This is a genomic window from Micromonospora sp. CNB394 (assembly GCF_000374985.1).
In the GTDB taxonomy this organism is placed as follows: domain Bacteria; phylum Actinomycetota; class Actinomycetes; order Mycobacteriales; family Micromonosporaceae; genus Micromonospora; species Micromonospora marina.
In genome coordinates this window covers 134,860-158,407 of the sequence record NZ_KB895829.1, presented here as the reverse complement: position 1 = coordinate 158,407, position 23,548 = coordinate 134,860, and the positions used below count along the sequence as shown (strand labels likewise).

Genomic DNA, 23,548 nt, shown 5'->3' with positions numbered 1-23,548 from the left:
CATGTCCGGCCCGGGTCGTACCCTGGCGATCATGCGAATCGGCATCGTGATCCTGCCCGACCAGCGCTGGTCGGAAGCACGTCGGCGGTGGGCCCAGGTGGACGAGTGGGGCTTCGACCACGCCTGGACCTACGACCACCTGGGCTGGCGTGACCTGGTCGACGGGCCGTGGTTCGACTCGTGGACGACGCTCACCGCGGCGGCCGGCGTGACGTCCCGGGTGCAGCTCGGGACGCTCGTGGCCTCGCCGAACTTCCGGCACCCGGCGGCGTTCGCCCGGCAGGTGACCGCGCTGGACGACGTGTCGGAGGGCCGGGTGCTGCTCGGTCTCGGCGCGGGCGGCATCGGCTTCGACTCGGCGGTGCTCGGCGGCGAGACGCTGCCGCCCCGGCGGCGCGTGGACCGGTTCGCCGAGTTCACCGAGCTGCTCGACGCGATCCTGCGGGAGGACGGCACGACCTGGCGCGGGGAGTGGTTCACCGCCGTGGACGCGCGCAACAACCCGGGGTGCGTCCAGCAGCCGCGGGTGCCGTTCGTGATGGCCGCGAACGGTCCGCGCTCGATGCGGCTGGTCGCCCGGTTCGGGCAGGGCTGGGTCACCACCGGGCTCGGTGGCGACGACGTCGAGGCGTGGTGGGGCACGGTGGCGGAGCTGTCGGACCGGATGACGCGGACGCTGGAGGAGGCCGGCCGTGACCCGGTGACGCTCGACCGCTACCTGTCGCTGGACTCGGCGCCGGTGTTCTCGTTGACCAGCGCCGATTTCCTCGCCGAGCAGGTGGCCCGGGCGGCCCGGCTGGGCTTCACCGACGTGGTGACGCACTGGCCCCGGGCCAGCAGCTGGTACGCGGGCGACGAGGCGGTGCTGGTGGAGGCGGCGGCGCTGCTGCCGGAGCTGCGCCGGGCGGGTTAGGTGCCGACGCTGCCCTCGGTGGAGACCAGCCGGAACCGGAGGCAGACGATCCGGGTGTCGTCGGTGACCGGCGTGCCCTGCCGGGCCCAGTAGGCGTCGTGGCCCTCGCGCCACTCCTCGATCGAGCGGTCGCCCTCGCCCTCGGCGCGGGCGAAGTCCCACGGCACGTCGGCGAAGCGCACCACCTCGACGCCTGTCACCTCGACGACGCCGACGAACCCGTCGTTGTCGTCGACCAGCACCAGCCGCTCGCCGACGTACTCCAGTTCCTCGCCCTCCTGGTCGTACTCCTGCACGAGACCGGCGGTGGCGGTCTTCAGACCGGAGAGGACGAGGGTGTTGAGCCGGGTACGCAGCTCGCCGGGCGTGCCGAGGGCGAGTGCGCGCAATCCACCGATGCGGGGCCACATGCCGCCGACGCTACGGCACGCTCCGCTCCCGCCGGCGGCCTCACGGCAGGTCGGCGCCGGTGACCAGGGCGCGCAGCCTCAGCCGCTCGGCGACCTCGGGCGGGCAGGTCGCGACGAGCGCGGCGGTGCCGATCAGGTCGGCCCCGGCGTCCCGGACGACCCGGCACAGCGCGTCGAGCTGCGCGCCGGTGTCGACCCAGTCGTCGACCAGCAGCACCCGGTCGCCGGGGCGCAGCCGCCGGCCGTCCACGCCGATCCGCAGCCGCTGTCCCCGGTGGTCGGGGGGTGTCTGCGCCCAGCGCGTCGGCCCGACCCGGCGTCGTTCGCCACCGTCCTTGTACGCGGGCAGGAAGCCGGCCCCGGCGGCGACCGCGACCAGCGGGCCGAGCAGCAGCCCGGTCACCTCGGGAGCGATCACGACACTCGGGTGATCCTCGGGGAACAGCCCGGCCACCGCCGGTCCGACCTGGGCCAGCACCTGGGGGTCACGCCACCAGCCGGAGATGTCGCTGACCAGGTGGGTGCTGCCCGGGCCGGGGTCGATCCACCCGAACAGCTCGACCAGGCGACGACTCAGCACGGTTTCCATCCTGACGGATCGGTGGGCCGTTCGGCCGATCGAGTGTGGCGTGATCGGCTACACGTACCAGGGTAAATGCGGCCATAGCACCATGATCACGTTGACTTCGGAAGTGCTTCTCTCGTTACGGTCCGGGCCGGTTTGTTCAGTTGACGAAAGGACCGGGCCGGTGGCTGCTAGGCACCTTCGTACCCGCAGGTTCTCCTCGCCCGCCGCCATCGCCGCGACCGCGGCGGTCGGTGTGGCGCTCGCGGTCGGCGGTACCGTCGGCGCCGTGCGGCTCACCTCCGCCGAGCCGCCCGCCGGGCCGGTCGCGGTCCAGACGCCGCCCAGCACGCCCGCCGCCACGTCGGCCGCCCCCTCGCCGACCGCGTCGGCCTCGCCGAGCGCGAGCCTCATCCCGTCGCCGAAGGCCACTGCGAGCCCGAAGGCGAGCCGCACCCAGGCGGCCTCGCGGAGCAAGGCGCGGACCGCCTTTCCCTCCCCGACGGCGAAGAAGACGAGCAGCCCGAAGGTCGTGGACAGCGGCTCCTGCGGCGCCTCCTTCTACGCCGAGGGCCAGATGACGGCGAACGGCGAGACGTTCGACCCGAACGCGCTCACCGCGGCGCACAAGACGCTGCCGTTCAACACCAAGGTCCGGGTCACCAACCCGGACAACGGCAAGTCGGTGGTGGTGCGGATCAACGACCGTGGCCCGTTCATCGAGGGCCGGTGCCTGGACCTGTCCCGCGCCGCGTTCGCGACCATCGCCGCGACCGGCCTCGGCCACGTGAACGTCCGGTACGAGGTGCTCGGCTGACCGGCCACTCGGGCAGAACTTCCACGACCGACGGGCCAGGTTCATTCTCCCGTTCCCGTCCATCAGGCATGCTGTCCGATGTACGCACGCAACCCTTCCAGCCGGGCCGAGGCCCGCTGAGTCCCGGATCCCGCGCCGGTCTCGGCGCGGCCCTCGCGCTGCTCGCGATCGTGGTCGCGGTGGAGCTGGCGGACGGCCGCCCGGCGCACTACATCGCGCTGATGGTGGTCGCGCCGTTCCTCGCGGCGGCGCTGGCGTCCTGGCGGGTGGTGCTCGCGGTCGGCGGCCTGGCCACCGCCATCGGTGTCGGCTTCGCCGTCGCCGAGCGGGGCAGTCCGCTGGTGACTGTGGTCAACGTGACAGCCGTCGGGGCGGCGACCGCGATCGCGGGTGCCACGGCGGCGATCCGCCAGCGTCAGGCGGACCGGATCGCGGAACTGTCCCGGCTCGCCTCGGTCGCTCAGCAGGCGGTGTTGCGACCGCTCGGCCCGCAGGTCGGCACGCTCGCGGTGGCCGCGCGGTACATCTCCTCCACCGCCACGGCCGAGATCGGCGGCGACCTGTACGAGGTGATGGACACCCCGTACGGCGTGCGGATGATCATCGGTGACGTGCGGGGCAAGGGGCTGGACGCGGTCCGCCTGGCCAGCATCGTGCTCGGCTCCTACCGGCACGTCGCGTACGAGCGGGCCGACCTGCGCGCGGTGGTGACCGACCTGGACCGCGCGGTGGCCCGCAACGTCGGCGACGAGGACTTCGTCACCGCGGCGTTGGTCGAGGAGCGCGGCGGCACGCTCACCATCGTCAACTGCGGGCACCCGCCGCCGTTGCTGCTACGCCGGGGCGCGGTGATCCCGCTGGAGCCGCCCGCGCCCGCGCCGCCGCTCGGTTTCATGCCCGTCGTCCGGCCCCGGGTGGAACGGCTGGAACCGGGCGACCGGCTGCTGCTGTTCACCGACGGGCTGGGCGAGGCGCGCCGGGACGGCGAGTTCTTCCCCACCGCGGACCGGGCCTGGCGGCTGCTCGGCCACGGCACCGTCGCGGACGGGCTGGCCTCGTTGGAGACGGCCCTTGTCGAGTGGGTGCACGGCCGGCTCGACGACGACATCGCGCTGGTCCTGATGGAGTACGTCGGCCCGCGCAGCACCACCGCCTCCCCGGTTCCGAGCTGGGAGGTCGGCGCCGCCGACTGATGAACGGGAAGTGTGTAATCGCTGTCACTTCCGAGATCGGCTTGTCGTTGCCTACCGGTGAGTAATACAGTCTGGAGTTACTGATCGGTAACACCTGTCCGGGAAGCGGGGCCAGCGAGCATGACCCACTACAAGAGCAACGTGCGGGACCTCGAGTTCAACCTGTTCGAGGTCTTCGGGGCGGACCGGACGTTCGGCCAGGCGCCGTACACCGACCTGGACGTCGACACCGCCCGCAGTTTCCTCTCCGAGGTCGACCGCCTCGCTCGCGAGGACCTGGCTGCCAGCTACTCGGACAGCGACCGCAACCCGCCGGTCTTCGACCCGGCGACGCACACCGCGCCGCTGCCGGAGTCGTTCAAGAAGTCGTACAAGGCGTTCATGGACTCCGAGTTCTGGCGCCTGGACCTGCCGGAGGCCCTGGGCGGCACCAACGCCCCGCGCGCCCTGTGGTGGTCGCTCGCCGAGCTGGTGCTCGGCGCCAACGCCCCGGTCTGGATGTACGCCTCCGGCCCGTCCTTCGCGCACGTGCTGCACGTCGAGGGCACCGAGGAGCAGAAGAAGTGGGCCCGGCTGTTCATCGAGAAGCAGTGGGGCTCGACCATGGTCCTCACCGAGCCGGACGCCGGCTCCGACGTGGGCGCCGGCCGTACCCGGGCGATCCAGCAGCCGGACGGCTCGTGGCACATCGAGGGCGTGAAGCGCTTCATCACCTCCGGTGAGCACGATCTGAGCGACAACATCGTGCACTACGTGCTGGCCCGCCCGGTCGGCGTCGAGGGTGTGGGCGGCCCGGGCACCAAGGGCCTGTCGCTGTTCGTCGTGCCGAAGTACCACTTCGACGCCGAGACCGGCGAGCTGGGCGAGCGCAACGGCGTCTACGCCACGAACGTCGAGCACAAGATGGGCCTGAAGGTCTCGAACACCTGCGAGGTGACCTTCGGCGAGCACGGCGTACCGGCCAAGGGCTGGCTGCTGGGCGAGAAGCACGACGGCATCCGCCAGATGTTCATGATCATCGAGTACGCCCGGATGATGGTCGGCACCAAGGCGATCGCCACGCTCTCCACCGGCTACCTGAACGCGCTGGAGTACGCCAAGAACCGGGTGCAGGGCGCCGACCTGACCCAGATGGCGGACAAGACCGCCCCGCGGGTGACCGTCACCCACCACCCGGACGTGCGTCGCTCGCTGCTGCTGCAGAAGTCGTACGCCGAGGGCCTGCGCGCGCTGGTCTGCTACACCGCGAGCTGGCAGGACAAGGTCGCGGTCGCCGAGGCGGCCGGTGACGAGAAGGCCACCAAGCTGGCCAAGCGCGTCAACGACCTGCTCCTGCCGCTGGTCAAGGGTGTCGGCTCGGAGCGGGCGTACGAGCTGCTCGGCCACGAGTCGCTCCAGACCTACGGCGGCTCCGGCTTCCTCCAGGACTACCCGCTGGAGCAGTACGTCCGGGACGCCAAGATCGACACCCTGTACGAGGGCACCACCGCGATCCAGAGCCTCGACCTGATCTTCCGGAAGATCGTCCGGGACAACGGCAAGGCCCTGATGGCGGTCGCCGCCGAGATCCAGGAGCACATCGCCTCCGAGGCCGGCAACGGCCAGCTCAAGGAGGAGCGTCAGGCGCTCGGCAAGGCGCTCGCCGAGATCCAGAACATCCTCGGCGTGATGACCGGCTGGCTGGGCGAGGCCCAGGGCGGCGACACCCGCGCGCTCTACAAGGTCGGCCTGGGCAGCCGCCGCTTCCTGCTGGCGATCGGCGACCTGGTGGTCGGCTGGCTCCTGCAGAAGCAGGCGGACGTGGCGCTGAAGGCGCTGGCCGGCGAGGTCTCCGCGGCCGACAGGTCCTTCTACACCGGCAAGGTCGCCGCCGCCCGGTTCTTCGCCCGCGAGGTGCTGCCCCGCATCGGCGCCGACCGGCGGATCATCGAGGGCGCCGACCTGGAGATCATGGACCTCCCGGAGGAGGCTTTCTGAGCCCTTCCGGGGGCTTTCACCCCTGAAACGTCACTCTCCCCCTCATGACGACGGCCGGCGGGCACCAGCCCGCCGGCCGTCGTCGTGCGTACGCCCCGGGGTGGATAGGCGGCCCGGTGGCGGGTAACCGTCGCGGACCACGACCGGAGTACGCCCACGGCCATCGCACGGGGGAGTGCAGCGCACATGGGCATTGGTAGCGCCATCTTTCTCATCGCGCTCGGCGCGATCATGACCTTCGCCATCCGGGCCAACGTCTGGTGGATCGACCTGCGCGCGGTCGGCTGGGTGTTCATCCTGGCCGGGCTGGGCGTCCTGCTGACCACGCTGTGGTTCTGGCAGGACCGCCGCAAGCGGGCCCGCACACTCATCGTGGAGGAGAACCGGCTCTCGCATCCGACCGCGATGATGCCGCCGCCGCCCGACCCGCCTCCGCCGACGGCTCCGCCGTCCTGACGCCGAGGCTCAGCGCCCGATCCGGTCCAGCTCGGCGAGGTCGTCGCCGGAGAGGGCCAGCCCCGCTCCGGCGACGTTCTCGTGCAGGTGCGCGACGGACTTCGTGCCGGGGATCAGCAGGATGTTCGGCGAGCGCCGCAGCAGCCAGGCCAGGGCGACGCCCATCGGCGTCGCCCTCAGGCGTTCGGCCACCGCCGACAACGCCGAGGACTGCAACGGCGTGAAGCCGCCGAGCGGGAAGAACGGCACGTAGGCGACACCCTGCCCGGCCAGCTCGTCGATCAGGTCGTCGTCACCGCGGTAGGCCAGGTTGTACCGGTTCTGGACGCAGACGATCGGCGCGATCCTCCGCGCCTCGGCCACCTGCTCCGGCGTCACGTTGCTCAGGCCCAGGTGGCGGATCATACCCTCCTGCTGGAGCGCGGCGAGCGTTTCCAGCGCCTCGGCGAGCGACCCGGGCTGCGGGCCCGTGGCGTCACCGAGCCGTAGGTTGACCAGGCCGAGCGCGTCCACGCCGAGCGTCTCCAGGTTCTCCCGGACCTGCCGGCGCAGGCTCTGGGCATCCCGGGCCGTGGGCCAGCCGCCCTGCTCGTCCCGGTCCGCGCCGACCTTCGTGACGACGTGCAGCGACTCCGGGTACGGGTGCAGCGCCTCCCGGATCAGCCGGTTGGTGACGTACGGCCCGTACGCCGCGCTGGTGTCGATGTGGGTGATGCCGAGCGCGACCGTCTCGCGTAGCACCGCCAGGGCGCCGTCGTGGTCGGCGGGCGCTCCCATGACCCAGGGGCCCGCGAGTTGCATCGCGCCGTAGCCGAACCGGGTGACGGTCAGGTCGCCAAGCGTCCAGGTGCCGCCGGGAAGGGTGGTGCGGGCCATGTGTGTACCTCTTGGCTCTCGTCGTCGTTCGTGGCACCGCCGGGTCGCGGTGCCGACCTCCACTATCGGGGTGTAGCTTTTTGTCGGGAAGTAGGCACCTGAAAGTGCGTAACTCACCGGGCGACAGGAGCAGGCAATGAGCAAGGCGGAGTACGACGCGTTCCTGGCCCGGTGCCCCAGCCGGCAACTGCTCGACCGGATCGCCGACAAGTGGGTCACACTGGTGCTGGCCGCGCTGCGCACAGACGGCTCGCACCGGTTCGGCGCCGACTGCGCAGGCGTCCCGCGCCCGATGCGATATTCGGAGCTGTCCCGCACGCTCGCGGGCGTCAGCCAGAAGATGCTCACCCAGACGCTGCGCGCCCTGGAACGCGACGGCCTGGTCACCCGCACCGTCGAGCCGACAGTGCCCGTGACCGTCACCTACGAGCTGACCGCACTCGGGCTCTCGCTGCTCAAGACGATCCAGGGCTTGAAGGACTGGGCCGAGACGCACATGGACGAGGTGCTCACCAGCCGGGCGGCCTACGACAGCCGGGTCTGAGTCGTACCGGTCAGGCGCGGGCGGTGTGGCGGGCGGTGAGCGGCGCGCCGCCGGGGGCCAGCTCGGCCCACCGGGTCGTCGGCCGGTGCACCACGAGATCGGTGGTACGTAGCCCGTCCGGGTCGGCCCGCTGCGGGTCGAGCAGCGTCGAGAGCAGCGAGACCCCCGGGTTGTGCGCCACGAGCAGCACGGTGCCGGCGGTCGGCTCGACCGTTCGCACGAGGTCCAGCAACTGGTCCGGGTGTGCGTCGTACGCGGCTGCCTCGTAGCGCACGGCCGGGACCGGACCCGCCGGGCCGCCCTCCGGCGGCGAGCCGGTCATGCCCATCGCCACGTCGTGCCAGGTCTGCCGGGTGCGCCGGGCCGGCGAGCAGAGCACCACGTCGGGGAGCAGCCCCCGCCGGGCCAGCCAGGCGCCGGCCGACGCCGCGTCGGCGTGACCCCGCGCGGTGAGCGACCGCTCCGCGTCCCGGCCGCCCGCGGGCTGCTCGGCCTTGGCGTGCCGCAGCAGCACCAGCGTCCGCTGCCCGTTCCTGCCGTCCGTCATACCGCCCAGCTTGCCTGATTGGCGATCAAAGCGCCTGGGTATGTCGATGGGTGCCGCTACCTCATCCATGGCCGCGGCGGGCAGGAAACGCCAGCAGGACGCCAAGGAGGCGACGTCATGGGCATCGGTGCCAGCATTTTCCTCATCGCGCTCGGCGCGATCTTCGCGTTCGCCGTCGACGCCAACCTGGGATGGCTGAACCTCGACGTGGTGGGCTGGGTGCTCATGCTCGCCGGTGTCGCCGGCCTGCTCACCACGCTCTACTTCTGGAACAGCCGTCGCCGGGTCGTGGCCGCCCCGGTGCGCGAGCAGGTGGTTGCCGAGCCGGTGGTGCCGGTGCGCGACGACCGCGTCGTGCGCGAGGAGTACCGCGAGGTGCGCCGCCCGGGCTCGGGCTACCCGGCCTGACCCCCGAGGACCCGAGGGCCCCGCAACGGCGCGGGGCCCTCGCGCATGTCCGCGGTCCGGCGCGACGCGGTCCGAGGTGCGGCGCGGCCGGTGCGGCCGTCGCGGCTCAGGCGAACAACGCGAAGTAGATCGCGATGTGGTGGCAGATCGCGGCGACGAGCGTGCAGGCGTGGAAGAACTCGTGGTGCCCGAAGACGGTGGGCCACGGGTTCGGCCGGCGCAGCGCGTAGAACACCGCGCCCACGCTGTAGATCGCGCCGCCCACACTCAGCAGCACCAGCGCGGTGACGCCACCGGCGTGCAGGATCTGCGGCAGCATGGCCACCGCGACCCAGCCGAGCGCCAGGTAGAGCGGGGCGGAGACCCAGCGTGGCGCGTGCGGCCAGATCAACTTGACCGCCACGCCCGCGATCGCGCCGCCCCAGACCAGGCTCAGCATGATCGTGGCCTGCCGGTCGTCCAGCAGGAGGGCGCAGAACGGTGTGTAGGTACCGGCGATGAACACGAAGATCATCGAGTGGTCCATCCGGCGCATGATCTGATAGCCGCGTTCGGACCAGACCCGCCGGTGGTAGAGCGCGCTGGTGCCGAACAGCCCGCACACGGTGAAGCTGTAGATCAGGCAGCTCACCAGCGGAGCCCAGCCGGGACGACTGGCGGCGATCGAACACAGCACGATGCCGCAGACGAGAGCGGCGAAGAACGCGTACGCGTGTAGCCAGCCGCGCATGCGCGGCTTCCCGATGTCGGCCGGCCGGAGCCGGAACGGTGCGGAGGTCGTCACCTCAATAGGTTACGACGCCGTAGGTTACTTGCAAGTAGTGTGGACCGTCACGTCAGCCGGCGAAAGGATGACCGGATGCGGATCCGGCCGGTCGGGGCACACGCCCTGCTGCTCGACTGCGACGACCCGGAGCAGGCACAGGCGTGGCGGGCCGAACTGTGGCACCGGCGCGAGGCGGGCGAGCTGACCGCCACCGAGATCGTCCCCGGCGCGGTCACCGTGCTGCTCGACGGCGTACCGGACCCCGACGCGGCCGCCGCGCGGCTGGCCCGCTGGCGCCCCCGGACCACCACGTCCGGCACGACCGGCGGCGAGACCCGGGTACCCGTCGTGTACGACGGTGCCGACCTTCCGCTGGTCGCCGACCACTGGCACGTCGACGTTCCCGCAGTCGTCGACCGGCTGCGGCGCACCGAGTTCCGGGTCGCGTTCTGCGGGTTCGCGCCCGGGTTCGCGTACCTGACCGGGCTGCCGCCCGAGCTGTCGGTGCCCCGGCTCGCCACGCCGCGTACCCGGGTGCCGGCCGGCTCGGTCGCGCTCGCCGGCCCGTACGCGGGCATCTACCCCACCGCGTCACCCGGTGGCTGGCTGCTCGTCGGCCGAACCGACCTGCCACTGTTCGACGTGCACGCCGACCCGCCCGCCCGGCTCACCCCCGGCACCCGCGTCCGGCTGGTCGACGCGCCGTGATCGAGGTGCTGCGGGCCGGGGCGCTCACCACCGTGCAGGACCAGGGCCGGCCCGGGTGGGCGCACCTCGGCGTACCCCGCTCCGGCGCCCTCGACCCGGCCGCCCTGCGCCTGGCCAACCGGCTCGTCGGCAACGACGAGCGCGCCGCCGGGCTGGAGATCACCATGACCGGCTGCGTACTGCGCGTCACCCGGGCGGTGGCTGTCGCCCTCACCGGCGCCCCGGCCGACGTGCTCTGGCGGGCCGGGACCGCGCAGAGCCGCCCGGGGGACGTGGGACGGCCGCTGGCGCTGCCCGCCGGGGCGGTGCTGCGCGTCGGACCGGCCCGCGCCGGGGTGCGGACCTGGCTCGCGGTCAGCGGCGGGATCGCCGTCGAGCCGGTGCTCGGCAGCCGCGCCACCGACACGCTCTCCGGCCTCGGACCGCCGCCACTGCGCGACGGCGACCGGCTGCCCCTCGGCACCCCGGCCGGCCCACCCGCCCCGGTCGACCTCGCCGTCATGCGACCGCTCCCGGACGAACTTCGGCTCACCGTGCGCCCCGGCCCTCGGCAGGACTGGTTCACCCCCGAGGCACTGGACCTGCTGTGCCGCGGCGCGTACACGGTGAGCCCGGCCAGCAACCGGGTCGGCGCGCGGCTGGCCGGCGCGGCGGTGACCCGCGCGGTGGCCGGCGAACTGCCCAGCGAGGGCCTGGTGCTCGGCGCGGTGCAGGTGCCGCCGGACGGCCGGCCGCTGGTGTTCCTGGCCGACCACCCCACCACCGGCGGGTACCCGGTCATCGGGGTGGTGGACGACGTGACAGCGCTCGCCCAGGCCCGGCCAGGCACTACGGTGACGTTCCATGGACCTCAACGCTGACCTGGGCGAGGGATTCGGAAGCTGGCGGCTGGGCGACGACCACGCCCTGCTCGACCTGATCAGCTCCGCGAACGTCGCCTGCGGCTTCCACGCCGGCGACGCGGCCACCATGCACCGGGTCTGCGCCGGCGCCGCCGAACGCGGCGTGGCCGTGGGCGCGCAGGTCGGCTACCGGGACCTCGCCGGCTTCGGCCGGCGGCACATCGCGTACGACTTCGCCGAGCTGCGCGACGAGACGATCTACCAGCTCGGGGCGCTCGACGCGTTCTGCCGCCTGTACCGCACCCGGGTCCGCTACCTCAAACCGCACGGTGCGCTCTACCACGCGGCGGCCCGCGACGAATCGCAGGCCGCCGCGCTGGTGGCGGCGATCAGCGGATACGACCACGAGCTGCCGGTGCTCTGCCAGCCCGGCACCGTGCTGGCCCAGCTCGCGGCCGGTGCCGGCCTGCGGGTGGTGGCCGAGGGGTTCGCCGACCGCAACTACCTCCCCAACGGCACGCTGGTGCCGCGCAGCTCACCGGACGCGTTGGTGACCGACCCGGAACAGGTGGCCGTCCGGGCGGTACGGATGGCCGTCGAGCGGACGCTGGTCGCCGTGGACGGGACGGTGATCCCCGCCCCGGTCGAGTCGATCTGCCTGCACGGTGACACCCCGGGCGCGGTGCGGTGCGCGGAGCTCGTGCGGGCCGCGCTCATCGACGCGGGGGTCACACCCACTCCGTTCGCGTGAAGGAAGGGCCCCCTCTTAACGCCTCCGGTAGAGGAAGGGGCCCTTCTTAACACGCACCGTCAGGCGTCCATCCCGCGCAGGACCAGCGGTACGCGGGTCGCGCCGCCGGTGACCACCCGGACCGGCACGCCCCAGTCCTGCCGGGTCAGGTGGCAGGCCGCGTGCTCCACGTCGGCGTCGCAGGTCGCCGCCTGGGCGGTCACCTGGAGCACCCCCTGCGCCACGTCGCCGCTGACCACCAGCCTGCGGGACAGGTCGGTGGTCGTGCCGGCGCCCTCGACCAGCAGCTCCGGCGGGGACGCCGAGACCACGAGCCGGGTCGACGGCCCGTACGTCTCGTCGAGCTTCTGCCCCGGCGCCGGCGTGAAGATCACGTCGAGCGTCAGCTCCCCGGCCGCCACATCGGTCGGCTTGCGTTCCAACCGGTGCCGCGGGCCGTCCACCGTGTTCGCGCCGGCCGACGTCAGCGCGCCCGGCGCCAGCCGGGTCAGCCGGTGCGCGGCCGACTCCACCACGAGGACATCGCCCTCGCCGGTGAGCACCAGGTCGCTCGGCTCGGCCAGCCCGTCCGCCACGGTGCCGACCTGTCCGGTCTCCGGATCGAAGCGGCGCACCGCCCCGTTGTACGTGTCAGCGATCAGCACCGAGCCGTCGGGCAGCGCGCACACCCCCAGCGGGTGCTGGAGCAACGCCTGGTCGGCCGGGCCGTCGACGTGCCCGAAGTCGAACAGGCCCTGACCGACGGCGGTGTGCATCTCACCGCTCTCGACCCACCGGATCGCGCTGGTCTCGCTGTCGGCCACCCAGAGGCGGGCACCGTCGGCCGAGACCGACAACCCGGACGGCTGGGCCATCCACACGTCCGGCAGCGGGCCGTCGCGCAGCGCCTCGACGGTGGTCCCGGCGTACATGCCAGCGGTCCGCTTGATCGGGTCGAACCACCAGAGCTGGTGGATACCGGCCATCGCCACGACCACCCGGTCGTCGTACCAGGCCACGTCCCACGGGGAGGAGATGTCGACGGCGCGGGCGTCGTGCGCGTGGTCGTCGACGGCCGAGCGCCACTGCCGCCCGGTGCCGGCCACGGTGACCACCTCGCCGGAGGACAGCCGTACGCCGCGCAGCAGGTGGTTGACCGTGTCCGCGACGACCACGTCGTAACCGGCCACCTCCGCCACGTGCGGCGGCAGCAGGCAGAGCCCCTGCGGCTCGGCGAACGTGGCGGCCGAGGCCGGGCCGTCGGTGCGGCCCCGGGAACCGGCGCCGATGCGGCGGACCACCGTCTCGCCGTCGGCGGCCAGCTCGACCAGGGAATGCCGGGCCGAGTCGCTGACCAGCAGGTTCCCGCCGTCGAGCGGGACGGCCTTGCCGGGGAACCGCAGGGCGGTGTCCGGCTCGGACGGCGGCACGTACGGGCCCTCGCCCCGGTGCAGCGTGCCCTTCGCCTCGTGGGTGGCGATCAACTCGTCGATCAGCCGCGACAGCCCTTCGGCGTGCCCCTCGCCGGCCATGGTGGCGACCACGTACCCCTCGGGGTCGACCACGGCGAGCGTCGGCCATGCCTTGGCCGCGTACTGCTGCCACATGTCCATCTCGGCGTCGTCGAGCACCGGGTGGTGCACGCCGTACCGCTCGACGGCAGCGGCCAGCGCCGCCGGGTCCTTCTCGTGCTCGAACTTCGGCGAGTGCACGCCGATCACGACCAGGACGTCGCCGTACTTGTCTTCGAGCGGGCGCAGCTCGTCGAGCACGTGCAGGCAGTTGATACAGCAGAACGTCCAGAAGTCGAGCAGTAGGATCCTGCCTCGCAGGTCGGCCAGCGTGACGGCCCTGCCGCCGGTGTTCAGCCAGGCCCGACCCCGTAGTTCCGGTGCCCGTACACGTGCGCTCATGCCCCCATCGTGCCGCACCGGCCCGGCGGGCTTCCGGCGATCCCCTGGTGAACAGACGCACACCGCAACGGCGCGGAGCGCCCACCCCGCGAGGGATGAGCGCTCCGCGTACGTGCGTCTACTGGCCGGCGGGCTTCAGGCAGAGCACCCGGGTGGTCCCGCCGCCCTCGACCGAGATTGAGGGCTGCGTCAGGTCGGCGCACTTGTCCTTGTTGTCCACCTTCGACACCACGCTGAACGCACCCGGTTCGCCGCAGTCGGCGTCCACGGCGGTCGTGCCGGACTGCTTCACGCAGGAGCCGACCGCCGGGTCGAATCCGGCCGACTTGTCGCCGACCTTGCCGAGCAGCATCAGGAGGCCGAGCGGTACGGCGAGGATCAGCACCGCTGCGATCAGCACGGCGGCGAGCACCCGGCCGTTGCGTACCTTCGGCGGGGGCGCCTCGGTCTGCGACTCGTCGGTGTCCGGCTTGAACGCGTCGAAGCGGCCCTGCTCCGGCTCGGCACCGGGACCGTCCTGCGACCAGGCCGGCGGTGCCTGCTGGGGCGGCGGCGGGAAGGCGTTCGCACCACCGGCCGGGCCCTGGCCGGGTACCGCGACCGAGGCGCGTCCCCCGGCGGGCGGGCCGAACCGTTCCGGCTCGCCGAACGACTCGGCCCGGCCGGCCGGGCCGCCGAACGGTGCCTGCTGCCCGCCCGGCCCGCCGAACGGATCCTGCTGCCCGCCGGGGCCGCCCGGTCCGCCGTACGGTTCCGGCTGGCCGCCGGGGCCACCGAACGGTTCCGGCTGGCTGCCCGGCGCGCCGTACGGTTCCGGCCGGCCGCCCGGTGCGCCGAACGGTTCCGGCCGGCCGCCCGGTCCGCTGAACGCGTCCTGGCCGCCGGGAGCGCCGTACGGGCTCTGCGGGCCGCCGAACGGGTCACGGGCGGCGTCGGGCTGCCCGCCGCCCGGGTGCACGCCGTTGGCGGGGCGGGTGTTACCGGGCTGGTCCATGAAGGACGGCACACCGACGGGGAACGACGGCGGCGCGGCCGGCGCGGAGGGGGTGCCGGCGTACCCGTGCGGGCCGTCGGCGTCCTCGGGCCGCGACTGCGGGCCGGGGAAGGGCGGCCCGTCCTGGCCGGGGAACCCGGGCTCGTCCCGCTCGAGGGCGTCCTCGGGCTCCGGGCGGGCGGGCCGGCCGTACACCCGGGGCTGCGGCGTGGGGCCGCCGGTCGGCAGCGGCTGGTCGGACGGTGGGGTGACCCGGCTGGCCACCGGGACCGACGCGCTCGCCGAGACCGGGCCGCCCTCCGGGGAGGTACGCGGTCCGGGAACGGCAGGCGGCTGCGGCTCCTCGGGTCGGGACGCGGCCCAGCCGCCGTCGCCGCGCTCCGGCTCGTACCCCTGGGGTTCGGTCCCCGGGCGGTCGGTGGGCGGCGACGCGGCGAGGGCGGCGCCCGGCACCCGCTGCTGCTGTGCCGGAAGCGGCACGGCGTTGCCGGGGGAGATGCCCGGCGCGGGGGCGGGCTGATAGGCCGGGGCGGAGTCCTCGGACCGGCCCCACGCCTCGGCCTGCGGCCACGGCTCGGGCGCCGGGCGCTCGTCCTGGTTGCCGCTCCAGCCGGCGGGTGCGTCGGGCGCCGGCACGGACACGCTCGCGCGGGCCTCCGCCGGGGCGGCGGCGCCCCGGGCGGGCTGCGCCGGCTCGTCCGCCGGCCGCCCGGACTCGTGCTGCTGCGGTACGGAGGCCGCGCCGCTCCAGGCGCCGGCCTGCTCACCGGCGTCACGCTGCTGCGGTACGGCGCCGCCGTCACCCCAGCCGCCGGTCTGCCGGCCCTGGTTCGGCTCCCAGCCGCCCGGCTGCGAAGTCTCGGCGGGGTTCACGGCGCGCCCGGCGGCCCAGCCACCGGAGCGGTCCGGGTCCTCGGTGCGGGCCGGCTCGTCCCAGCCACCGGACCGGTTCTCGGCGGGCCAGCCGCCGGAACGCTGTCCCTCGTCGTGCTGCGATCCAGCGGTTGCCCGCCAGCCGCCACTGTCCTCGGCCGACCGGCCGTCCTGGTCGGACTGCTCCGGAGTGGACCAGGTGTTGTCCGGCCGGGCGGCGCCCGGCACGGAGACCGCGGCGGCGGCACGTGCGGGCGGGTCGGCCGGCGGCCAGGTGGCGCCGGTCTGCTGACCCGGCGCCCAGGCCGGCTGGCTTTCCCGCGGGCTCCAGCCGCCCGAGCGGTTCGGGTCGTCGGACGCGGCGGGCTGCTCGTCGCGCGGGGTCCAGCCGCCGGAGCGGTTCGGGTCGTCCGGCTGCCCGGCGGCGGCCCAGCCACCGGCTCGACCGGCGCCGTCGTCGTGCTGCCCCCCGGTGGGCGCGAAGCCGCCGGAGCGGTTCGGGTCGTCCGCGGAGGCGGGCGTCACCCAGGTCTCGTTCGGCACGGTGGCCGGTGCGGGCACGTAACCGGTGCCGCGGGCGGCCGGGTCACCGGACGGCGACCAGCCCGGCTGCTCGCCGGAGCCCCATCCGGGGCGGTTCCGGTCGGCGGCCCAGGGGGCCTGCGACGGCTCGGCCGGGCTGCCCGGCGGCGTGGCGGCCCAGGCGGGCGGCGCCTGCTCGGCGCCGCGGTCCGGGCCGGACTGCTCCTGGTTGCCCCAGGCGGGGTCACCGGAACCGGCCCAGGCGGGGTTGCCCTGGTCGTTGCCGCCCCAGGCGGGCTGCGGAACCTGGGCGGTCGCCCGCCCGGTCACCGGCTGACCCGCGGGCGGGGCCCACGCGGGCGGCTGGTCGTCGTTCGCGGCCCAGGCCGGGGCCGGCTGCGCGGGCCGACCGGCCGGCGGGGGCGGTGCCCAGCCGAGGTCGGGTGCGCCGTTGTACCCGTTGTCCTGCTGCGCCGGCTGTTCGCCGTACGGCACCGGTCCGCCGGTGCCCGGCGACACCTCGCCCGGCTCCTGGCCGGGGCGGTGCGGAGCCTCGGACGTCATGGGTGCGCCTCCTCCATCACAGGTCGGCCGCCGATGCCGGTCGGGGAACCGTCGGCACAGCTGCCGGCGTCGCCGGCGGGTACCGGCCGTGCGCGCTCCCCGCACCGTATCCGGTGGTCGCCCGGGACCGCCCGGGGGAGCATCAGCGGTCACCGAAAGTCACCGGACGACGTCGACGGGTTTCGTTGCCCCGCATCCGTCCGGAGTCAGCCGGTTGGCGACCGTGCCAACCGTACCGGGCGGTGAAGCGAGGTGGAATCCCGGTGCCGACCGATGCCGATACGCCGAAGACCCGCCCGGTGCCGGGCGGGTCTCCGAACTGGAGGAGGTGAGAAAGGTCGGTGGCGTCAGCTCATGTGACGCTGGGCGATGGCGAGAAGCTCCTCGCGGACCGCGGGCGAGTTGGCGGAACGCAGCGCGTGCTCGATGGCGCGGGCGCGGCGGTTGGCGTCGCGGCGGGTGCGGATTCGCTCGATCATGCTCATCTTGGGTCTCTCCTCCTGGCTATTCGGTTGTCAGCCCCTTGATGCCTCTATTCAAGCGCACCGGACCGCCGAGCGCCATCGATTATTAGGTGAGCTGAGCCACGTGCCGAAGGATCGTAGGCACTCATGCCCCATGATCCGATGATTCCTTTCCCAAAAGGTCACGGCCGGTGTGCCGGGCGTTCACCCGTGGCACACCGGCCGTGACCGGAGCGGTGGTGCGTCAGGTCCAGGCGAGCAGCGCCGCCTCCGGGTCGGCCAGGAAGTCCCCGATGTCGCGGAGGAACTTCGAACCCAGTTCACCGTCGATGATCCGGTGGTCGAAGGACAGACCCAGCGTGGTCACCAGGCGCGGCTTCACCTTGCCCTTGTGCACCCACGGCTGTTCCCGTACCGCGCCGAAGGCGAGGATCGCCGACTCGCCCGGGGGCAGGATCGGCGTACCGGTGTCGACGCCGAAGACGCCGACGTTGGTGATGGTGAGCGTGCCGCCGGACATGTCCGCCGGGGACGTCTTGCCCGACTTCGCGGTCTGCACCAGTTCCGTCATCGCGTCCGCCAGCTCGCGCAGCGAGAGTCGCCCGGCGTCCTTGATGTTCGGCACGATCAGGCCGCGCTCGGTGGCCGCCGCGATGCCGAGGTTGACGTACTCCTTCACCACGATCTCGTCGCCGGCCCAGGTCGAGTTGACCATCGGGTACCGCTTGACCGCCAGCAGCACCGCCTTGGCGACCAGCAGCAGCGGCGACACCCGGACGTCGCGCCACTCGCGCCGGTCGCGGAGCCGGTCCAGCGCCTTCATCGCCCGGGTCACGTCGACGGTCAGGAACTCCGTCACGTGCGGGGCGGTGAACGCCGAGCGGGCCGTGTTCTCCGCGGTGAGCTTGCGTACCCCCTTGACCGGGATGCGCTGCTCGCGGTCCGCGCCGAAGCTCGCGGCCGACGCGGCCGGTGCCGCGACCGGCTGCGGTTCGGCCGCCGTCGCTGTCGCGCTCGCCGCCCGCTGTACGTCCTCACGGGTGATCGAGCCCAGCGGACCCGAGCCGGTGAGCGTGGCCAGGTCGATGCCGAGATCCTTCGCCAGCTTGCGGACCGGCGGCTTGGCCAGCACCGGACCGGAGACCCGGCCGTTGCCGTTCACCGCCGTCGCGGGAACAGGCGCCACCGGCGCGGGCGCGGCCGGCGCGGGTGCCGCCGGGGCGGCGGCCTGAACCGGTGCCGCCGGCTGAGCCGGTACGTCGCCCTTGCGCGGGCGGCGCTTCGCCGGGGCGTTGCGCGGGCCGTAGCCGACCAGCACGGCGGTACGCCCACCCGGGGCGACACCGCCGATCAGGCCCGGCTCGACCATGCCCTCGGCCGGCGCGACCTCGACCGCGGCGAGCGCCGCGGCCGACGGTGCGGGCAGGTCCGACGCCGGGGCGGCGGTGGTCGACTCCTCGATCGGCCCGGCGTTCGGGTCGGTGTCGATCGCGATGATCGGCACGCCGACCTCGACAGTGGACCCCTCCGGGTGGAAGATCGCCTGCACCCGTCCGGCCCACTTCGCCGGGATCTCGACCGCCGCCTTGGCGGTCTCGACCTCGACGATCGGCTGGTTGAGCTCGATGTCGTCGCCGACCTTGACCAGCCAGGCGAGGATCTCGCCCTCGGTCAGGCCCTCGCCCAGGTCGGGAAGGTTGAACTCCTTGATCCGGGACATGCCGCTCACCAGCCGAACGTGCGGTCGACGGCGTCGAGCACCCGGTCCAGGTCGGGCAGGTACTCCTCCTCCACCCGGGCGGCCGGGTAGGGGGTGTCGAAGCCGGTCACCCGCAGCACCGGGGACTCCAGGGAGTAGAAGCACTCCTCGGTGATCCGGGCCGCGATCTCCGACCCGAGACCCAGGTTGCCCGGGGCCTCGTGCACCACCACGCAGCGGCCGGTGCGCCGCACCGACTCGTACGCGGCGGTCAGGTCCAGCGGCGAGATCGTGCGCAGGTCGATGACCTCCAGCTCGCGGCCGTCCTCGGCGGCGGCGGTGGCCGCGTCGAGCGCGGTGCGGACCATCGGGCCGTACGCCAGCACCGTCGCGTCCGTGCCGGGCCGCGCGACCCGGGCCGCGTGCAGCGGGTACGCGTCGACGATCGGCGCGTCCAGGTCCACCGGACCCTTCTCCCAGTAGCGCCGCTTCGGCTCCAGGAACACGATCGGGTCGTCCGACGCGATCGCCTGCTGGATCATCACGTACGCGTCCTGCGGGTTCGCGCAGCTCACCACCTTCAGACCGGCGGTGTGCGCGAAGTACGCCTCGGGCGACTCGGAGTGGTGCTCGACAGCGCCGATGCCGCCGCCGAACGGGATGCGGATGACCATCGGGATCCGCACCTTGCCCTGCGAGCGGTAGTGCATCTTCGCCACCTGCGACACGATCTGGTCGTACGCGGGGTAGACGAAGCCGTCGAACTGGATCTCGCAGACCGGCCGGAAGCCGCGGATGGCGAGGCCGACAGCGGTGCCGATGATGCCGGACTCGGCCAGCGGGGTGTCGATCACGCGCTGGTCGCCGAAGTCCTTCTGGAGACCGTCGGTGATCCGGAACACGCCGCCGAGCTTGCCGACGTCCTCGCCCATGATGACGACCTTGGGGTCGTTCTCCAGGGCCCGCCGCAGGCCGGTGTTGAGCGCCTTGCCGAGGGTGAGCGTCTCCGTGGCCATCAGTGCGCGCTCCCCTCGAAGGACTCCATGTACTGCGTGAACCGGGCCCGCTGCTCGTCCAGCTCGGGAGAGCCGTTGGGGTAGACGTGGTCGAACATGGTCACCGGCTGCGGGTCGGGCATGGCGAGCACGCGCTCGCGCAGGTGCACCGACTCGGTGCGGGCCTGCTCGTCGACAGCGGTGAAGAACGACTCGTCGGCGATCTTCTGCTTGGTCAGGAACGCCTTCATCCGGGCGATCGGGTCCTTGGCCTGCCACGCCTCGACCTCGCTGGCGATGCGGTAGCGGGTCGGGTCGTCGGAGGTGGTGTGCGCGCCCATCCGGTAGGTGTACGCCTCGATCAGGCTCGGGCCCTGGCCGTTGCGCGCGTTGTCCAGCGCGTGCCGGGTCACCGCGTACGACGCGAGCACGTCGTTGCCGTCCACCCGGACGCCGGGGAAGCCGAACCCGCCGGCCCGCCGGTACAGCGGCACGCGGGTCTGCCGCTCCAGCGGCTCGGAGATGGCGTACTGGTTGTTCTGGCAGAAGAACACCAGCGGGGCGTTGAAGACGCTGGCCCAGACGAACGACTCGTTGACGTCGCCCTGGCTGGTGGCGCCGTCGCCGAAGTAGGCGATGACCGCCTCGCCGTCCTCGCCGCCGGTCTTGCCGTCCATTGCGACACCCATGGCGTACCCGGTCGCGTGCAGGGTCTGCGCCCCGATGACGATCGTGTACATGTTGAACTTGAACTCGTTCGGGTCCCAGCCGCCCTGGTCGACGCCGCGGAACAGGCCCAGCGGCATGATCGGGTCGATGCCGCGGCAGTAGAGCACGCCGTGCTCGCGGTAGGTCGGGAACGCCATGTCCTGCGTGCGCAGCGCCCGGCCGGAGCCGACCTGCGCGGCCTCCTGGCCCAGCAGGCTGGCCCACAGTCCCAGCTCGCCCTGGCGCTGCAGGGCGGTGGCCTCGGCGTCCAGCTTGCGGACCAGGACGAGGTCGCGGTACAGCCCGCAGTATTCCTCGTCGGTGAAGTCGACGCGGTACTCGGTCCCGTCCGGGCCGAGCGCGCTCTCGATCCGCTCACCCTCGGGGGTGAGCAGCTGTACGAGTTCCGGTTCACCGGTCGCGGCGGCGCGTCTGGTGCGGGGTGCGGCCCGCTTGCTGCGGGTGGCGGCCCCGGGGTCGCCCTTTGCCATCCGTCTCTCCCTGTCTGTCTGCGCCGGCGCCGGGGGTTACCCGAGCCGAGCACCTCGTGCGCCCGCCCGGCTGGTGCCGGGTCGGTCCCTGGCGACCGCGCCTGACCCCGGTAGGGGTTGCCGCGCGGCGTGAGCCGGAGTCGGTCGGGGACAGACCCAGGCCCGGGAGCGCCGGCGCCGTTCCGCACCAGCCGCGGGGTACGCGGAGGTGGCGGCTGCGTTGCCGTCGTGTCTGAATGATTGCAGAGGAGGTGAGCGGGCCCACAGTATGGCCTCCCCCGCCGGTGAGGTTCCATCAGGTTCATGACGGATAACCGCTTTTGTCCGCGGTGACGGGAGCGGTCGACGCACAAATTGTGTGTCGACACGCGGTTGCGGCTGGTGAACTGAGTGTCACTGGGTCAAGCTGGCGATGAGCCCTCGCGCGGCATTTGTCCGAATATCCGCGCGTGCTCTCCCCGTCCCGTCCGTACGTGAGGAGTGTGCCGGTGTCCGAACCAGAGGGTCCGCCCGGTACGCCCTTCCTCGGCCGGCACCGGGCACTGCCCGCCTCCCCGTACCGCCGAGTCGTGGGTGCGCACCGCGCCCCCGGCACCGGCGGTCCCAGCCGTGGCTACCTGCTCACCGTGGCACTGCTCGCCGGCACCGCGTCGATGCCGATCCTCGCCGCGATCAGCACCGGCTCGGCCACCGTCGGCAGCAGTGCCCTCCCCGACACCAGCACGCCGTTCCTGCCGACCCCCTCGGTCGGCCCGGTGGTCATCCCGATGCCCCGGGGCACCCAGGCCCCGGTGCCGTCCACGCCCACGCCCACGCCCGCCGTCGACGTGACAGCGGTGCCCCCGGCGCGGCCGGTGCTCCCGGCGGCACCGGCCCTGCCCGACGACAGCGACCTCGGCTCCCGGCACCGGTCCCGCCCGGTCGCCGCGCCCCCGCCGCCGTCCGCGCCGGTCCGGCCCACACCGGTCCGTCCGCCGAGCCCGTCGCCGATGCCCTCGCCGTCGCCCTCGCCGTCGCCGTCGCCGTCGCCGTCATCCTCCCCGTCGGACCCGCCCTCGCCGACGCCCGAGCCGAGCCCGAGCCCGAGCCCCGAGCCGTCGGTCACGACCGCCGAGCCGACGCCCTCGGGAGGCTCGTCCGGCCCGTCCAGCCCATCGGATCCGTCCAGCCCATCGGATCCGTCCGGCCCCGCCGATCCGTCCGGTCCCGCCGATCCGTCCGCCACGTCTGTCCCGTCCGGCCCGGCGGTCTCCCACACCTCATGATCCACATGATGCCGATCAGGCGAGGCGCGGCCGCCTAGGCCGGGTCGTCGGTCAGGCGGTGACGGTTCGCCTCGATCCAGGCGTCGAGCGCCTCCGGGTCGTCCGGGTCCACCCCGTCCGCCATGAGCTGGGCCACCGCCGCGGTGGCCGGGCTGCGCCGCTCGCCGGTGCTGTAGAGCCGGGCGAACTCCGGCACCATCTCCGTGATCGCCTCGTCCGTCCGGGCGGCGGCCGCCTGCGACAGCCCACGCTGCCGGGCCGCGTACGCCGCCCAGGCGCGCAGCACCCGGGGCAGCATCGCCGCGTCGTCCATGTCCAGCACGGCCCGGCGGTGCACCCAGTCGAGCAGGAACAGCTCGGCGACCATCGGGCTCCACCGCATCGGGTCGGCGTCGGGAAAGCCGGCCGCGTGGTCGAGCAGCAGGCCGAGGCAGAAGTGCAGCGAGGCCAGCTCGCCGTCGGCCACCTCGGGCAGCCCGAACCGGGCCGCCTCGGGCGAGTCGAGGAAGGCACGGACCATGCGGGTGCGCTCCTCGTCGGTGAGCGGCGGCACGACCGCCGGATCGGCCGGCGGGGTCGGCCCCGGGAGTACGGCCAGCCGCGCGCCCACGAGCGCCCGGTCGGTGGCCAGCGAGCCCTGTGCGGGCAGCTCGGTGAGGTCGTCGGTGACCGCCAGGTGACGGCTCACCTCGGCGTGCATCCGGGCCGGGTCCTCGGCGCGGAACCAGGTGAACTCGTCCTCGGTGCAGATCTCCCGGGCCTGCTCGACGATCCGTCCGGCCGGGCCGCCGACGAAGACGTCCTTGGTGATGCCGATGTTGTGGTCGACGAGGGCCACCAGCGCGTGCTCCGGGCCGCCCTCCTCCTCGTCGTCGTACGCGAACGTGGCGAGGTAGGAGGTCTGGTCGCCGTACACGTCGCCGTAGGCCCAGGCGCCGGTGACGCGTACCCGGCCGAGCTGGCCGGCCCACGACGGGGCGTGCGCGCCGGGCCGGACCCGGGCGGCGCCCTCGGCGTCGGGCACCAGGGCGGCGAAGACGGCCCGCAGTGTGGTCGCGGAGGCGCTGCGGCGCCGGGACGTGGCGGCGAGGAAGCCGGAGACGAACTCGCGGACGGACTGCTCCCGGTCGTGCTCCGCGACGGCGTAGACGCTGCCCAGCAACGCGGCGCCGAGCATCTCCGCGTCCAGGGCCGAGTCGAGCCTCGTCACGTCGCGCGCGGCGTGCAGCACCGCGTCGTAGGGGGTCTGTGGCGTGGCCATGCATCGACCCTACGCCGCACCGGCCGCCGCCACACCGGTCAGCACGC

23 protein-coding genes are annotated in these 23,548 nt (G+C 73.5%); 10 read left to right on the top strand and 13 right to left on the bottom strand.

Going from position 1 to position 23,548, the window contains the following annotated elements; all coding sequences use genetic code 11:
* Position 1: 1 nt before the first annotated feature.
* Positions 2 to 913, top strand: coding sequence for an LLM class flavin-dependent oxidoreductase (locus tag C569_RS0109480; RefSeq protein WP_026267905.1), 912 nt, complete (start codon positions 2 to 4; stop codon positions 911 to 913).
* On the opposite strand, the gene C569_RS0109475 is transcribed toward C569_RS0109480, so the two are convergent.
* Both C569_RS0109475 and C569_RS0109470 read right to left on the bottom strand, forming a co-directional pair.
* Entirely contained in the window at positions 910 to 1,323 is a 414-nt protein-coding gene (locus tag C569_RS0109475; protein WP_018785548.1) for an ASCH domain-containing protein, read from the bottom strand. The two genes, C569_RS0109480 and C569_RS0109475, sit on opposite strands and share 4 nt — an antisense overlap.
* Before the next feature lie 40 nt (positions 1,324 to 1,363).
* A complete protein-coding gene (locus C569_RS0109470) occupies positions 1,364 to 1,912 on the bottom strand; it encodes a phosphoribosyltransferase family protein (RefSeq protein WP_018785547.1) in 549 nt (182 codons plus the stop codon).
* A gap of 160 nt (positions 1,913 to 2,072) precedes the next feature.
* Between C569_RS0109470 and C569_RS0109465 the strand changes: the two genes are divergently transcribed.
* The 4 genes from C569_RS0109465 to C569_RS0109450 all read left to right on the top strand — a co-directional run bounded on the left by C569_RS0109465 (position 2,073) and on the right by C569_RS0109450 (position 6,331).
* Positions 2,073 to 2,705: a septal ring lytic transglycosylase RlpA family protein gene (locus C569_RS0109465; protein ID WP_026267904.1), complete on the top strand. Its 633-nt coding sequence runs from the start codon at positions 2,073 to 2,075 to the stop codon at positions 2,703 to 2,705.
* A gap of 68 nt (positions 2,706 to 2,773) precedes the next feature.
* Positions 2,774 to 3,898, top strand: coding sequence for a PP2C family protein-serine/threonine phosphatase (locus tag C569_RS0109460; RefSeq protein ID WP_018785545.1), 1,125 nt, complete (start codon positions 2,774 to 2,776; stop codon positions 3,896 to 3,898).
* Between the two features lie 120 nt (positions 3,899 to 4,018).
* Positions 4,019 to 5,875, top strand: coding sequence for an acyl-CoA dehydrogenase (locus C569_RS0109455; protein WP_018785544.1), 1,857 nt, complete (start codon positions 4,019 to 4,021; stop codon positions 5,873 to 5,875).
* Positions 5,876 to 6,061: 186 nt separating this feature from the next.
* The gene (locus C569_RS0109450; protein ID WP_013283345.1) at positions 6,062 to 6,331 is read left to right on the top strand and encodes a DUF6458 family protein; all 270 of its coding nucleotides are present in this window, start codon (positions 6,062 to 6,064) and stop codon (positions 6,329 to 6,331) included.
* 9 nt (positions 6,332 to 6,340) lie between these two features.
* Here C569_RS0109450 and C569_RS0109445 read toward each other — a convergent pair whose 3' ends face one another.
* Positions 6,341 to 7,207, bottom strand: coding sequence for an aldo/keto reductase family oxidoreductase (locus C569_RS0109445; RefSeq protein ID WP_018785543.1), 867 nt, complete (start codon positions 7,205 to 7,207; stop codon positions 6,341 to 6,343).
* A 136-nt stretch (positions 7,208 to 7,343) separates the two neighbouring features.
* On the opposite strand from C569_RS0109445, the gene C569_RS0109440 reads away from it, so the two are divergent.
* Positions 7,344 to 7,751 (top strand): helix-turn-helix domain-containing protein, encoded by a 408-nt coding sequence (locus C569_RS0109440; protein ID WP_018785542.1) that lies wholly within the window; start codon positions 7,344 to 7,346, stop codon positions 7,749 to 7,751.
* Between the two features lie 10 nt (positions 7,752 to 7,761).
* Here the strand turns inward: C569_RS0109440 and C569_RS0109435 are convergent, their stop codons facing one another.
* A complete protein-coding gene (locus C569_RS0109435) occupies positions 7,762 to 8,298 on the bottom strand; it encodes a histidine phosphatase family protein (RefSeq protein ID WP_018785541.1) in 537 nt (178 codons plus the stop codon).
* Positions 8,299 to 8,415: 117 nt separating this feature from the next.
* Between C569_RS0109435 and C569_RS0109430 the strand changes: the two genes are divergently transcribed.
* Complete coding sequence (locus C569_RS0109430) at positions 8,416 to 8,706, top strand: DUF6458 family protein (protein ID WP_018785540.1); 291 nt, start codon at positions 8,416 to 8,418, stop codon at positions 8,704 to 8,706.
* Between the two features lie 106 nt (positions 8,707 to 8,812).
* Here the strand turns inward: C569_RS0109430 and C569_RS0109425 are convergent, their stop codons facing one another.
* Positions 8,813 to 9,490 carry a hemolysin III family protein gene (locus tag C569_RS0109425; protein ID WP_018785539.1) on the bottom strand — a complete coding sequence of 226 codons (678 nt, stop codon included), beginning with the start codon at positions 9,488 to 9,490 and terminating at the stop codon, positions 8,813 to 8,815.
* 75 nt (positions 9,491 to 9,565) lie between these two features.
* Between C569_RS0109425 and C569_RS0109420 the strand changes: the two genes are divergently transcribed.
* From C569_RS0109420 to C569_RS0109410, 3 genes are read left to right on the top strand one after another with little or no spacing between them, the layout of a single operon-like run.
* Positions 9,566 to 10,180: an allophanate hydrolase subunit 1 gene (locus C569_RS0109420; RefSeq protein ID WP_018785538.1), complete on the top strand. Its 615-nt coding sequence runs from the start codon at positions 9,566 to 9,568 to the stop codon at positions 10,178 to 10,180.
* Complete coding sequence (locus C569_RS0109415) at positions 10,177 to 11,040, top strand: biotin-dependent carboxyltransferase family protein (RefSeq protein ID WP_018785537.1); 864 nt, start codon at positions 10,177 to 10,179, stop codon at positions 11,038 to 11,040. The genes C569_RS0109420 and C569_RS0109415 overlap by 4 nt, the downstream gene beginning before the upstream one ends.
* Complete coding sequence (locus tag C569_RS0109410; protein WP_018785536.1) at positions 11,024 to 11,773, top strand: LamB/YcsF family protein; 750 nt, start codon at positions 11,024 to 11,026, stop codon at positions 11,771 to 11,773. Before C569_RS0109415 ends, C569_RS0109410 begins: the two co-directional genes overlap by 17 nt.
* A 59-nt stretch (positions 11,774 to 11,832) precedes the next feature.
* Here C569_RS0109410 and C569_RS0109405 read toward each other — a convergent pair whose 3' ends face one another.
* From C569_RS0109405 to C569_RS0109370, 8 genes are all read right to left on the bottom strand, one after another.
* The gene (locus C569_RS0109405) at positions 11,833 to 13,665 is read right to left on the bottom strand and encodes an NHL domain-containing thioredoxin family protein (protein ID WP_018785535.1); all 1,833 of its coding nucleotides are present in this window, start codon (positions 13,663 to 13,665) and stop codon (positions 11,833 to 11,835) included.
* 118 nt (positions 13,666 to 13,783) lie between these two features.
* Positions 13,784 to 16,618, bottom strand: a complete 2,835-nt coding sequence (locus C569_RS0109400; RefSeq protein ID WP_026267903.1) for a hypothetical protein — start codon at positions 16,616 to 16,618, stop codon at positions 13,784 to 13,786.
* 347 nt (positions 16,619 to 16,965) lie between these two features.
* Entirely contained in the window at positions 16,966 to 17,103 is a 138-nt protein-coding gene (locus tag C569_RS33645; protein WP_013283356.1) for a hypothetical protein, read from the bottom strand.
* Positions 17,104 to 17,326: 223 nt separating this feature from the next.
* The gene (locus C569_RS0109390) at positions 17,327 to 18,802 is read right to left on the bottom strand and encodes a dihydrolipoamide acetyltransferase family protein (protein ID WP_036345441.1); all 1,476 of its coding nucleotides are present in this window, start codon (positions 18,800 to 18,802) and stop codon (positions 17,327 to 17,329) included.
* Positions 18,803 to 18,807: 5 nt separating this feature from the next.
* Positions 18,808 to 19,797, bottom strand: a complete 990-nt coding sequence (locus C569_RS0109385; RefSeq protein ID WP_018785533.1) for an alpha-ketoacid dehydrogenase subunit beta — start codon at positions 19,795 to 19,797, stop codon at positions 18,808 to 18,810.
* Positions 19,797 to 20,975 (bottom strand): pyruvate dehydrogenase (acetyl-transferring) E1 component subunit alpha, encoded by a 1,179-nt coding sequence (gene pdhA, locus C569_RS0109380; protein WP_018785532.1) that lies wholly within the window; start codon positions 20,973 to 20,975, stop codon positions 19,797 to 19,799. The genes C569_RS0109385 and pdhA overlap by 1 nt, the downstream gene beginning before the upstream one ends.
* Before the next feature lie 613 nt (positions 20,976 to 21,588).
* Positions 21,589 to 22,080 (bottom strand): hypothetical protein, encoded by a 492-nt coding sequence (locus C569_RS0109375; RefSeq protein WP_231394748.1) that lies wholly within the window; start codon positions 22,078 to 22,080, stop codon positions 21,589 to 21,591.
* 194 nt (positions 22,081 to 22,274) lie between these two features.
* Positions 22,275 to 23,501, bottom strand: coding sequence for a hypothetical protein (locus C569_RS0109370; protein WP_018785530.1), 1,227 nt, complete (start codon positions 23,499 to 23,501; stop codon positions 22,275 to 22,277).
* Between the last annotated feature and the right edge of the window lie 47 nt (positions 23,502 to 23,548).